This window comes from Microbulbifer epialgicus, from assembly GCF_041447265.1.
In the GTDB taxonomy this organism is placed as follows: Bacteria; Pseudomonadota; Gammaproteobacteria; order Pseudomonadales; family Cellvibrionaceae; genus Microbulbifer; species Microbulbifer epialgicus.
Genome location: NZ_JBGMEK010000015.1, coordinates 73728 through 87194 on the forward strand (window position 1 = coordinate 73728; position 13467 = coordinate 87194).

Sequence of the window (13467 nt, forward strand, 5' to 3'; positions counted from 1 at the left end):
GCTGAGCGGCCACCCGGATTTTCCGTCCTTGAACTAACGGCTTTAAATTAAAAGGTTATGGCATCTACGAGGCGTGGAATTTCGTTACATCAATCGCTCAGAACGAAGGTTTTTTTACTCCAAAGACGGTAGCAATTCCGGGTAATCCTGTGTATCTTCGATTATTTAGAATGACAACGCTATCATAAGTCTAAATGACAGCGCTATCATCCTGCGGTACGAGGTGAAGCTAAAACATTACTCACAACCTTCATATAAATAATAAGCAAGGAAGGGGAAATCGATGCTAAAGCGCAATCAACTCGCTCTGTCTATCAGTGCAGCTGTACTTAGTGGTGGCCTGATGGCTCCGCTGGCTATTGCCCAGTCGGATGAAGCTATTGAGGAAGTCTCTGTAACCGGTATTCGTGGCTCTTTCCAGGATGCCTTGAGCACCAAGCGAAATGCTGATGCAATTGTCGACGCAATTTCTGCGGAAGACGTCGGTAAGTTCCCAGACAAGAACATCGCTGAATCTCTATCCCGTATCACGGGTGTGGCGGTAAGTCGCGAGTTCGGTGAAGGGGAGCGTGTTTCTATTCGTGGTGCGGGTCCAGATTACAACCGTACAACCCTGAACGGTCAATCCGTCGGTACTGCTGACTGGTTCATTCTGGATAATCCGTCTCGCAGCTTCAACTTTACCCTGCTGCCATCCACCCTGATTTCCTCCCTTGAGGTGACCAAGAGTCCACAGGCTTCTCAGGACGAAGGTTCCTTGGGTGGTACCGTTAATGTACGTACTCACCGTCCGCTTGACCTCGACGCGGGTCAGGCTGCGATTGCAGTAGAGAGCATCTACTCCGAAACTTCGGAAGAGTATGACCCGAGCATCTCTGGCCAGTACTCCTGGAAGAACGATAGCGAAACCTTTGGTGTGCTGGTATCTGCGGCCAAGCAGGATCGCACTGTTCAGCGTTCCGGTTTTGAAGTGCTGTCCTGGAGCGACGAAGCCACTCCTGGCGTAATGGTTCCCGGCACCATGGGTACCCCGACTTTCTTCCAGGAGCGTGAGCGCGAAACGCTATTCCTGTCTGCCCAGCTGCGCCCGATCGAAGAGCTGCAGCTGACTCTGGATGTGCTCGACACCAGCATGGATGCGGATAACATGAATGCCAACTGGCTGGTATTAACAGGAGAGAATGCGGTCGATCATGCAACTAATGGTCAGCTGAGTGGCAACAGTGTCGTGGCCTCCCAGATTTCTGGTGACGGTAGTGGTGTTGTGAACTGGATCAACCGCGTATCTTCCTCTGAATCTCAGTCCTATACTCTGACTGCCGAATATGTAACTGACGCATTCAGCTTAGATGTTGTTGCCGGTAATACTTCAGCCAAGGGCGGCACTTATCGCGAGACCTCTTGGGAGTATGGTTGGTCCGGTGGCGACTATGAGTTTGACCTGAACACTCCATCTCTTGACTCCAATCCAGCACCTAGTGATGCAGATGCTTATACCGCTACCGATGGCTGGATCTGGGGCGGTGAGCGCCCAACCACTGATGAAGAAACCTACTTCCAGGTAGATCTCGAGTTGCCGATAGAGGCGGGTGCATTTACTTCTATCGAGACGGGTGCCAAGTTTCGCAACGCCGAGCGTACCCAGCAGCGCATCGTATACAGCTGGCATGCTCCTGAGACTATGACTGGCGACGAGGATCTCGCTGACTCATATCTTGGTTATATCTTCGCAAATTGCCCGACTTTATCTTCTTGTGGTTTGAACTCTGGCGGCATTGTGAGTTTTGATACGCCCGCCGGTGGTAACTCCACCACCGCACTGGCGCAAATGCGTGACGTGATGGAACAAATCGCATTTGTTGGCTTTAACGGTGTCAGCGCCGATTATGCGCGCTCTCTGGATCTGGCCAATAACTGGGCAGTGGAGGAAGACATTTTTGCGGTATACGCTCAGGCGAACTTCGAGGGTGACAACTACAGCGGTAACTTCGGTCTGCGCTATGTGTCTACTGAGCAAGCCTCTTCCGGCTATGAGTTCAGCAGCGATTCCTGGGGCTTCCAAACTGTTGATCGCGATTGGTTGAACCCGTCCTACCTGGCCTGGGTCACTGAAGATAACGACTACAGCGAAATCCTGCCGAGCTTCAACATTGCTTATGATCTGAGTGACGACATGGTAGTTCGTACTGCGGTTGCTCGTGTTATGGCTCGTCAGAATTGGAACCAGATCTCTCCGTTCGAGACTTTTGGTGCTCTGAATGCACCGGACCCACAGGGTCAGGCAGGTAACCCGCAGCTGAAGCCATTCCTGGCGGACCAGCTGGACGTTTCCTTCGAGTGGTACTACGGTGATGTGTCTGCGTTCTCCGCAACGACCTTTATTAAGAAGAACCACAGCTACCTGGCTCAGGAGACCTTTACCGAAGCGCGTTACGATGAACAGACTGATACCTGGGTTGACGTTGACTTTAGTCGTCCGGTGAATGGTGATGGTGGCCTGGTCGCTGGTGTTGAGCTGGCTGTGCTGCACGACTTCGACAACGGCTTTGGTGTTCAGGCGAACTACACCTACACCGATACTGGTTCCGATAGTGTTGTTGGAATCTCCGATACCATGGCTAACCTGATGGGTTACTACGAAAACGATACCTTCGGTGCGCGGATGATGTACAACTATCGCTCTGAGTGGAGCAAGGGCTTCCATTGGAACGGTAACCCGCTGTCCAATGACGCGTTTGGTCAGCTGGATGCAAGCTTCTCGTACAACGTCACTGACAACGCACAGATCACTCTGGAGGCAGTGAACCTCACCAATGAGCAGGTCGTAGAGTATAGCGAATATGAAGATCGTCTCATGTCCCTGTATGAAAATGGCCGTCGCTTCGTTGTGGGAGCACGATACAATTTCTAATCGAAGTTGAATGGAAAAAGCCGGGCATTGCCCGGCTTTTTTTGTCGCTGAATTATTGTAATTATGGGTGTTGATGAAAATAAGTAGCAGTATTTTTATCCTGCATGAACTGTACGTTGATAGTGTCGCAAGCAGGGAGTGGAGCAAGGCCTGATGGAGGCTCCCTAGGGGCTGACAAACAGTTTTCGGCGGTAGAGCCAGTGGAGAATAATCCACTGTACCGTCAGCACACCGATAACAATCACCAGGTTCCCGGCATCCGCAGAAGAAAATACAGAGGCAATGCCGCCAAACAGGCTCTTGCTTGTGTAGGTCCAGTTCACCAGGCTGCTTGCCATATACACCAGAATGGCATTGCAACCGATCACGGCAAACAGAGTGGTAAACCAGCGCCACTTCCATATATCCGCAAACAGATAGAAGCAACCGAGGAACAGCAGGCTGCAACCAATGGTGACGAGGGCGAAGGATCCCGTCCATAAGTCTTTGTTCACCGGGTAAATCAGGTTCCAGGTCCAGCCGAGTGCGAATAGGGTGATACCCGCGAGGAACAATCCCTTGAGCAGTTTACCTGGCCGGTCTCCGTGCAGATGCAGCCAGCGGCCGGCAAAAACGCCGGCGAGCGCATTGGCGACGGCGGGCAAGGTAGACAGTAGCCCTTCAGGGTCGTACGGCTTGCCTTGATAAGTGATGCCCGGCAGGCAGCATTGGTCTACTGCAGCGTTAATTGATCCTGAGATGCTGAAATCCCCCAGCCCGAGTTGCAGGAGCCAGTAGCCAAACAGGATACCCGCAAAAATCAGGTACTGGGCGATGGGGCGACAGTGCCAGACAATCAGTGCGGCAAAGAACCAGGCAAAGCCAATGCGGGCGAGAACACTGGCATAGCGTATTTCGGACAGGTCGGGGGGAACACTTGCGCCCCAGCCGTGGTTATAAAGCACTCCGAGACCCACAAGAATCAGCAGTCTTTTGACCGCTTTTTTGTATGCGCTCTGGCGTAGTTGTGGTGACTGGCCCCGCAAGGTTTTATTGGCCAGACCGAGGGTAACTCCGGAAAGAAAGATAAACAGTGGGAAGATCAGGTCATACAGGGTAAACCCATGCCATGTACTGTGCTGCATCTGCGCCTGTCCCCACGCAAAAGCACCGAGCCCGGTCAGGGACAGCAGCGGGGCGAACAGGGATTCGCCCCCAATAATCCAGAACATATCAAAGCCACGCAAGGCATCGACGGATGCCAGGCGCCTGTGGCTAGTGGGAGAGTAGTTGGTCTGTTGTTGCATGCTACCGCTTGATTCCGTACCAGGATTCATGAGTGCGAGGCAGTCATTGTCGCGCGTGCAGTTCGGGAAGTTGCGCTTACGAGCATGAGAAAAATTCCTTGGTCAAAAATAAAAAGGCCCCGGAGACCGGGGCAAGTACAGGAGTAATAACCTGTAACGTCTTCAGAGAGAAATTGGCAACATCCTGTTGTAACAGCGGAGGGCTTCCTGCCCCCGCTAAAACTCAGTTCACGTTGCAGACAAATTCCCAGCTGCCATCGGGGCTTCCTGGAACCGAATTTGTCCACCACTTGGCTCGGTATACGCTGCCGTCATGAATGATTTGCTGACCGCCGCTGGCGTGATCGCCAGAGGGCCACTGTGGATAGGTCACCAGTCCGCTGGTATCGACACCGGCGTCGGCACAGCTGGTCCCTCCACTGCCTCCGCCAGTGCCGCCGTCGCCACCACCCGCAAGCGTCGCCAGGGGCAGTTCCGGATGCTCGAATGCCAGTGCGTACGTTGTACCGTTCACGGTGGCTGTGTAGGCCTGAGGGCCTGAAACGGGCAGGTAGTAATTCAAGGTCATATCCCAGGTCTCGCCATCGGCAAGATCCTGCCAGTCGGGCAGGGCGAAGCGCACGCGGTGGAATTCGTTCTCAAGTCCACCGACATTGCCGCCACCGGAATTGGCGCCATCCTCGATGACCTCAAGACCGGCACCGCTCTGATCGGTAATGATGTTGGATGTCGACGTCGGCATATCGAACTCAAATACAGTACCGCCGGGCAACACACCACCGATGTTATTGGTGATGTACAGCTTGGGGTTCAGCGGGTAGTTCTGGTCGCCGAGTTTGAATCCGGAAATTTCAATGCCCACATCGATCGCTTCAGGCGGGGTTACGCGATCACTGCGCTGCTCGCGATAGGGCACCGCGCTGGCAAACTTGTCGTAGGCGAGGGTCGTCAGGGTGGAGCCCATATAGTACTCACCCTTGGCGGCATCCCAATCGTAGTCACCGGCGAGTTCCCAGAACATGATGCCACCGACACCCTGGTCGATGACGTACTGTACCTTCGCGTCCATCGACTCTTCGTCTTCCGTGGAGATATACACATTCTTGGTGCTGTTCCAGAGCCACGGCGCTTCAGACACAGCATCGTAGTTACGTACGTAAGTGCCGACAAACGCATCGTCCGGGTCGCCTGCTGGATCGAGCCCGTAGTCCGTGACATAGGAGCCGAGGATGCCACTTTCCAGATTCTTGGCATGCCACATGGGGTTGGAGCCCGCGCCCATTTCCACGCCGTTTTCGTCCAGGTCGTGCCATATGTTGTCGATGCCAATGGCGCCATAACCGCACTTGGCAGAGCCGCCGGTACCGGTCGGACAGTCGGACTGGTTTGGCAGTGCGGCAGAGCCGCCCAGGCCGTTGTTGCCACCGCTCACGCCCTGCCAGCCTCGGGTGTAGTAGGGAATACCGATATTAATGCGGCCCGGGGACATGGATCCGCGGAAGTACTTCACTGCCCAGTCGATATTCAGGTAGCCAATACCACCATACTGGGAAGTGGAGTAAACACTCGCTGCGGCCAGTTCTGGATCTTCGCCGTTGTCGTACAGTGCGGAGTTGTGGCCCACGAATTCATTCCACGCGCCGTGCAGGTCGTAGGTCATGATGTTGACGTAGTCCAGATACTGGGTGATTTGCATGGTTTCCATGCCGCGCAGCAGGTATCCGGAAGACGGCGAGGCGATGGTCAGCATGTAGTGGGTGCCATCTTGCTCACCCGCGATGTCCAGCTTTTCACGCAATACACGCATTAGCTCCACATAAGATTTCATGAGAGAACCGCGCAGCGGATTGGCGATGCCAAAGTCCAGCGGGTTGCCGGCATCGTTCATTGAGGTGGGATATTCGTAATCGATATCGACGCCGTCAAAGCCATACTGGCGGATAAAGTCCACGGCGGAGTTGGCGAACGTTTCAATGCCGGCATGGTTGATGCTGCCATCGCCATTGGTGGTCATGGTATAGAAACCACCATTGGCAACACGATCACCAGATTCGTTGAAGTAACCACCGGTTTCTGCCCAGCCACCGACGGAAACGAGGGTGCGCACTTCAGGATGCTGCTTCTTAAATTTATTCAGCAGGTTGAAATGGCCCTGATAGCTGAAGTCCGTATCCATCTCTGCGCCACTGACGCCGGGCCAAGTCATGCCAGTAGCAGGGTTGGCGGGATCGGCAGTATTGCCGACGGATACTTCGTTGCTGTCATTGATATGGGCGAAAGCGTAATTAATGTGGGTGATCTTGTCCCAGGGGATATCGTTCACCAGGTAGGTGGGCTGTCCATTGGCACCGTTTCTCCAACTGGTGAAGTAACCAATGATCCGGCGCGGATGATCCGCCCCCATGATCTCCCGGCCTTCCTCGGTATAGATATCGCAGTAGTCCGGTGCCGTTCCGGGGCTGGTAAACAAGCCATCGGGACGACAGGGGAAGTCACCCGCTACGGGTTCACCGTTTACGGTGATTGAAACCTGCGCGGAGTCAGTGGACTGGTTAGCGGTATCGAATGCTCTCGCGAAAACGGAGGCGCTGCCGGGAGTGGCGACCCAATCGATACTAAACGGCGCACTGGAATCTTCGCCCACTTTCTGTCCGGCGACAAAGAACTCCACTTTGGAAATCGCACCTTCTGTATCGCTGGCTGTGGCCGAGATGCTGACACTGGTGCCTTCATCAAACACGCTACCGTCGACGGGATTATCCAGCGTTACGGTTGGCGGGTTATCGGGTGTGGTGACGTTGATACTGGCTGAGGCCGATTGGGTGCTCTGGCCATCGTTGTCGGTGGCCATTGCGTACAGGACATGGCTGCCTTCGGTCGCTGTCCACTCGATCGCGTAGGGTGCGCTGGTGTCACTCCCCAGGCTGTTACCATCGACGAAAAACTCTACCGAAGTGATGCTGCCATCTGCGTCACTGGCGCTGGCTGTGAGGGATACAGTCGCACCGGTATCCAATTGCGTACCGTCTATCGGGTTGTCGAGCGAGACGACTGGGGCTTGTGGGCCGCTCGCGCTAACGGTGATGGTGATGTCCGTAGTAAACGCGTCCTGTCCCGCGTCGTCCACTATGCGTGCGCGCAACACCGGGTTGCCGGCAACGGCGGTCCAGTTGGTCTGCCAGGGCGCGCTGGTATCTGTACTGATAGAGGCACCATCGACGAAAAATTCCACGCTGACGACCTGGCTATCGTCGCTCGCGCCCACGGTAATGATAACGCTGTCATTTTCGCTAAATGTCATACCGCTGGTGGGGGCGGTGATGGAGCCGGCTGGAGGCTGGTCAACAGCACCCTCACAGGCGCCTTGCAGCGTCCACTCCTGATACTGGCCGGAGAACTGCTCCGGGTTCTGGTTCTGTGTCCACCAGTTGGCCCGATAAGCGTTGTTGTTGTACTGGACTTCTGCACCGCCGTTGTAGGCCGTTGCTGCATCCCAGTCCGGGAGGCCTGTACAGTCCACGGCATGCGCCTGGCCTGCGGCAAAGATCGCCACGGCAAGACTGCCGAGCGCGAGAAAGTGTTTCATTGGGTTCACCTTGAGCAATTTATTTTTGTTGTTGGTCATCGGCAGTTAGGTGACGCGATTGCCAAAAATGACACCGCTGTCAAAATATCATCGCTTATGGGGAATCGCAATGCAGAAAGGGACGAATTGCTACGAGGTAAAGAGAGTTGGAATGAAAGTTCCGCCATTGGGGGTGATATGTGGCTCGTATCACAAACAAAGCGGAACTTTACGAGAGTTTGACCGGGGCAAGGCATTGCGTCTTGCCCCGGGGAGGTGTCGTTTGATCAACTGGGGTCGAGGAGAGAAAACGAGGGAGCGCTGGAGGGTTGCTTTTCTGCATCGAGCAGGGGCTTTACCGGTGGTGATCGTTACGGTTCAGCGACCAGCTCGCCAGCCGGTAAGGGAGGCACACGAATAACAAAGTTAATTGGAAGCCTACATGAAGCCAATCAATCTATTGAGAAACCCAGCCCTCCTGGTGGTAGCAATCGCTGCAGCGTCTGCTTCGGCAATATTAACGGGTGCCTGAGATCTACCCGGCCGAGTACCGCTTGTACGTGGGGCAAGTCCACTGGTTGACAGCGTTGTCTTTTTCGTTATTGTGGACCCTGCATTCACTGGTGCCATAACAAATAGAAAAGGATTCCCATGCTCCGCGCCATCCCCTCCTTGAATAAGACCAAGCTAAGAATTTCAGTCTTTTCCCTGACCTTGGGACTGACGGTCGCCCTAGCGGGTTGTGGTGGGCACGACAATTCGGAGAGGGGTTCGGCCCGGCAGATTGCCGAAGATTTCTCGGTGCAGTTGGAAGTGCTCACCAACTACCAGGCGACCGGCGACGAACTTGAAGAGCGTTGCAAGCGTGAAGGCGGCAGCGGGGCAATTTGCTCGACCTACCGGATATCGCTGACCAACGCCGGCAAGGCCGCTTTGGCACCGGGTGCTTCGGAATGGAGTCTCTACTTCCACAGTGTGCGCCGCACTCTGGCGCTGATAAATCGTGACGATTTGCGCCTGGAGCATGTCAAGGGAGATCTGCACCGTTTGGTACCGCTGGCCCATTTCCCTGGGGTGGCACAAGGGGAGACGCTGCAGCTCGATTTTCTCGCCGAGTACTGGTTCCAGTTCGAATCTGACTTTATGCCGCGTCTGTTTACCGTCGATGCGAACGGACAGGCACAGGTTATCCAATCCACTGATTCCGATAGCATTGCCGAACTGGTACTACCGATTGAGAAAAACCACCGGGATAATTGGAAGCGGGCATCCACGGATGCCAATGTCCTGGCGACTGCAACCAGTCGGTTTGAGGAATTTTCCCGGCGTGGTGTTCAGGAAGGTGATCAGTGGCAGTCCCGTATTATCCCCAAGCCTCTGAAGCTCGAAAGTCGTGGTATTGCCGTTGATGTCAGTGCGGGTCTTTCTGTGGATGGGGGGGCGTTGTCGACGGCGACCCTCAACGTCATTAAACAGCGTCTGGATGCCTTTAGCCTCGTTGGTGAAGGCGCCGGAGCCTATCCCGTATCGGTGGTGATCGATACAAAGCTGTTTGCGAATACTGCGGAATCTTACCGGCTTGAGGCGGGTGAGACAGGTGCTTTGGTGACCGCCGCGGACGAATCGGGCGCCTTTTATGGACTTCAGTCGTTACTTGGCCTGATCAATGTACGCGCCGGCACGCTGATGACAGCCCGGGTTGAGGATGCGCCGCGTTTCCCCCATCGCGGGCTCTTTCTCGATGTAGGCCGTAACTTCCATACCAAACCGCTGGTGCTCAAGCTGCTCGACCAGATGGCGGCTTATAAACTCAACCGTTTCCATGTCCACCTGTCTGAAGACGAAGGCTGGCGCTTGGAAGTGCCCGGTCTGCCAGAACTCACTGAGATTGGTTCTCGTCGTTGTTTCGACCTGGAAGAGAACCTGTGTCTGTTACCTCAGTTGGGCTCTGGCCCTAATACGGATAACAATGGCAGCGGCCATTTCAGTGTCGAGGACTACATCGAGATTGTTCGCTATGCCGGTGAGCGTCATATCGAGGTGATCCCGGAATTTGATATGCCCGCCCATGCCCGTGCTGCGGTTGTTTCGATGGAGGCGCGTTATCGTCGTCTGGTGGAATCAGATCCGAAAGCGGCTGCGCGCTACCGACTGATTGATGCAGAAGACAACAGCCGTTTCCTGTCGGTCCAGTTCTATGACGACAGCTACGTTAACCCCTGCATCGACTCCACCTACCAGTTTGTGGGCAAGGTGATGTCTGAGGTGCAGGCGATGCACGAGCGCGCAGGCTATCCGCTGCAAAGCTGGCATTTCGGTGGCGATGAGGCCGTCAATATTTTCGCCGGTGACAGCTTTGAAGATGCGCCAGGGCAGGACCCCGCCAAAGGAGACGTTGACGCTGGTGCTCGCAAGCAGCCATGGTCGGGCTCCCCTCAGTGCCAGAAGCTGGTTGCCAGTGGCGCGGTTGCGGACATCTCGGAGCTGGGTAGCTACTACGCGCGCCGTGTTGCCTCTCTGGTCCATGATGCCGGGATTCCCACGCTCGGCGCATGGAATGACGGTGTTAAAGCTGTAAAAGATGCCGGCGAGGAACTCGCGACAGAAAACAACTATGTCAACTCCTGGGCCCCGCTGTTCTGGGGTGGTGGTGATGAAAGCTCGCATTTCGCCGCCGTCGGATTTGACGTGGTGCAGTCTCACTCCGACTTTCTGTACTTCGATATGCCTTACGAGGTCGATCCGCAGGAGCTTGGTTACTATTGGGCGTCACGCCATACCGACACACGTAAGACCTTCAGTTACGCCCCTCTGGTCACGGCCCAACTGGCAGAAGTATCTACTGATCGCGATGGCAATGCCTGGTCGGCGAAAGCGGCAGGTGAAAGCTTTGCCAACAGCGTACGCGGTATACAAGGTAATCTGTGGAGCGAAGTGGTGCGCACCGAGGCGCAGGTGGAATATATGATGTTCCCGCGGCTGCTGGCCCTTGCCGAGCGGGCGTGGCACCAGGCATCCTGGGAGTTGGATGCGGTCCCGGGGCAGGAGTTTTCTGCTGAGAGTGGTCTCGTTGATGTTGCCGCTTTGGAGGCGGACTGGAGAGCATTTGCTGCCGCGCTGGGGCACAAAGAGCTACTCAAGCTGGATCTTACCGGGGTAGGGTATCGCATCCCGGTGCCAGGGGCGTTGAATGACGGAGGGCACCTAAAAGTTGCCCAGGCCCTCCCGGGGCTGGTCACTGAATATTATGATGGTGAATCCTGGCGCCCCGTCACAGCCGAGACACCAGCAGAGAAAGTAGATGCCATTCGAGCGCGTAGCGCCGATGGCCGCCGCGTCAGTCGCGCTGTTTCTGTCAGTGTTGTAGAAGAGACATTGTAATCTTCCAACTCTTGGGCTCCGGCGCGGGGCCCTTCCTTTCGTACCTCTTCCTTTCACTCGATACTGTTTCCCGGAACGCTTTATCGCCACCATTCTTAGCAGGAGTTCAACCCCGAGACTTGATCCGAGGGATTGCTGCATGATGGTGAATGGTGATCAGGCGGGGAAAACCAGGGCGCGGGTCACACGGGCTGGAACCGATACACCACTGCTGAGTTCGGGCTGGGCGGGGAGGCTGGCTTCTACGGTTTGGCCGTCGGTCAGGGTTAACTGATAGAGACACTGTTCGCCAAGAAAGTCGCGCTCTGCGATCAAGACTGGCACGGCGTACTCATGTTCCCCTATTTCGATGCCTCCACTGCGAACGAAAACCTTCACCCGGGTACCAGGTTGAAGAGTGTTTTCCGTTGTATTCATCAAGCCCATCGGGGTTTGCACCAGCCGGTTGTCAGTGACCACTCCTGTCAACAGATTGCCGCTGCCGGTCAGGCGCGCGACGTCGGCATTAGCGGGTGCCTGATACACTTGCTCCGGTGTATCCCATTGCAACAATTGCCCCTCTCCCATGACGCCAAGCTTGTCCGCGGCGACAAACGCTTCGTTACGGTCGTGTGTCACCAGCAGGGCCGAAGTCCCCGTTTGCTTGAGGATGCGACGTACTTCACTGGCGAGACTGCGGCGCAACTCGGTATCCAGATTGGAGAAGGGTTCATCCAGAAGCAACAACTTGGGGCGTGGTGCCAGCGCTCGAGCCAGAGCGACACGCTGCTGCTGACCGCCGGATAGTTGGTGCGGATACTGTTGCCCGAAGCCTTCGAGCCGTACTAGCTGTAGCAGCGACTGGGTGCGGGATTGCCGCTCACTTTTTGGCATTGACTGGATACCGAAGGCAATATTCTGCTCAACAGTAAGGTGTGGGAAGAGGGCATAGTCCTGAAATACCACCCCAATTTTCCGCCGCTCTGCTGGAACCTGTATCTCAGGGGAGGAAATCACCTCCCCGGATAGTTGGATACTCCCTTCTGTAACCGGCTGAAAACCGGCAATGGCGTGCAGCAGCGTCGTTTTGCCACAACCGCTGGGGCCCAACAAACAGGCAATCTCCCCTTCCTGTAAAGCAAAGGAAACTGATTCGATAACCACCTGCTCGCCGTAGCGGCACTGCAGGTTTCCAATAGAGAGTATGGGATGCACGGGTTTTCCGGTAGTTTTGGCTTTTAAACACTTTGGGCAGCTTTCGGGTGTAGCTGCTGATCATAGTTATCACTAAACTAACCGGTAATCAGCCCAGAGTGAAGCATACTTTTAGCAGCGCAGCAGAGGCTTCTTTTGTCGTATCAGGGGCTGGGTGTTTTTTAAGCAGGTGGGTTGTTAAAACACTCACCATAAACCTCATACGTTAATGTATCCATTCTCGTAGATATTGAGATTTCGCCTATTCCAGAATCACAGTGATCAGCTGAATAGTATCGATATCTAATTGTAAAATAAGCGGGCCCAATTCCGGTTATACCATTAGCCTTGGCATTTCGTCGTGTATTGGGCTATGAGTGATTTCGAGCGAAGATAATAATACATCGCCCACATTGAATTTTTCAGGGAGGGATATCTTCACTGGACTTTCATCAATACTGAGGTCGATATGATGAATGGAATTACTGTTTGAAGTGAGGGAAACAGGAGTAAAATTTTACCTAATTACCATCTATGCTAAGCCAACTTTCAGCAACCTTTTCGGCATTGGTGGTGTACGGAGTGAGACATAAATAAGTCGGGGAATGAGCGTTGACAAATCAAGTCTTCGATTAAACCGATATTGAAATTCAGCCAAATAACGCTGCGCATATTTCGGCTAAATCGCACGGTGCGTGCTACGCAGAGCACTCTTTAAATTACCGAGCACAGTATTCACCCAATAAAATTCAGGTTCATCAACAGAAGCTCGACCGCCACCACAAACAATCTTTTCATGCGCACAGCCAGCGTATTTCACAGCGTTGAAGCACTGCTCTTCACTTCCGTATTCTTTAAGGAATTGGGTCAAACGTAAGCGGTACATGAACCACATTGTTCAACTTGCTTTGGCAGGCTGCCAAGATACCCCCTCCATCAACTTCGGAGGAAAGCCCCATGCATCAGCAGCAGTGGCAAAGTCATGTCAGGACCTACGAGAAAAGCTCTCAATCCAAGCGCGCTTATACTCGAAAGCACAACTTAAACTACAGCCAGTTCCTCTACTGGTACCGCAAACTATCCGAACAAACTTCGGTGTCTGATACCCCTGACTTTGTTCCCGTGGATATCAAGTCTCCTGTGGCCACTAC

6 protein-coding genes and 1 pseudogene are annotated in these 13467 nt (G+C 54.4%); 3 read left to right on the forward strand and 4 right to left on the reverse strand.

All coding sequences use genetic code 11. From position 1 onward, the window contains the following. Positions 1 to 283: 283 nt before the first annotated feature. Positions 284 to 2911 (forward strand): TonB-dependent receptor, encoded by a 2628-nt coding sequence (locus tag ACCI49_RS09165; protein WP_371838659.1) that lies wholly within the window; start codon positions 284 to 286, stop codon positions 2909 to 2911. Between the two features lie 164 nt (positions 2912 to 3075). Here ACCI49_RS09165 and nagX read toward each other — a convergent pair whose 3' ends face one another. Both nagX and ACCI49_RS09175 read right to left on the reverse strand, forming a co-directional pair. Next, complete coding sequence (gene nagX / locus ACCI49_RS09170; RefSeq protein ID WP_371838660.1) at positions 3076 to 4197, reverse strand: transmembrane glucosamine N-acetyltransferase NagX; 1122 nt, start codon at positions 4195 to 4197, stop codon at positions 3076 to 3078. Between the two features lie 223 nt (positions 4198 to 4420). Further along, the gene (locus ACCI49_RS09175) at positions 4421 to 7783 is read right to left on the reverse strand and encodes a glycosyl hydrolase family 18 protein (protein ID WP_371838661.1); all 3363 of its coding nucleotides are present in this window, start codon (positions 7781 to 7783) and stop codon (positions 4421 to 4423) included. 630 nt (positions 7784 to 8413) lie between these two features. Here ACCI49_RS09175 and ACCI49_RS09180 point away from each other — a divergent pair. Further along, on the forward strand, positions 8414 to 11143 hold the full coding sequence (locus ACCI49_RS09180) for a family 20 glycosylhydrolase (protein ID WP_371838662.1): 2730 nt from the start codon (positions 8414 to 8416) through the stop codon (positions 11141 to 11143). A 156-nt stretch (positions 11144 to 11299) separates the two neighbouring features. On the opposite strand, the gene ACCI49_RS09185 is transcribed toward ACCI49_RS09180, so the two are convergent. Then, the gene (locus ACCI49_RS09185) at positions 11300 to 12337 is read right to left on the reverse strand and encodes an ABC transporter ATP-binding protein (RefSeq protein WP_371838663.1); all 1038 of its coding nucleotides are present in this window, start codon (positions 12335 to 12337) and stop codon (positions 11300 to 11302) included. 511 nt (positions 12338 to 12848) lie between these two features. Further along, a pseudogene (locus ACCI49_RS09190) lies at positions 12849 to 13148 on the reverse strand (transposase); the annotation flags it as partial. A 125-nt stretch (positions 13149 to 13273) separates the two neighbouring features. On the opposite strand from ACCI49_RS09190, the gene tnpA reads away from it, so the two are divergent. Next, positions 13274 to 13467, forward strand: a 194-nt coding sequence (tnpA, locus tag ACCI49_RS09195) for an IS66 family insertion sequence element accessory protein TnpA (RefSeq protein ID WP_442928486.1), incomplete at its 3' end; no start/stop codon positions are given.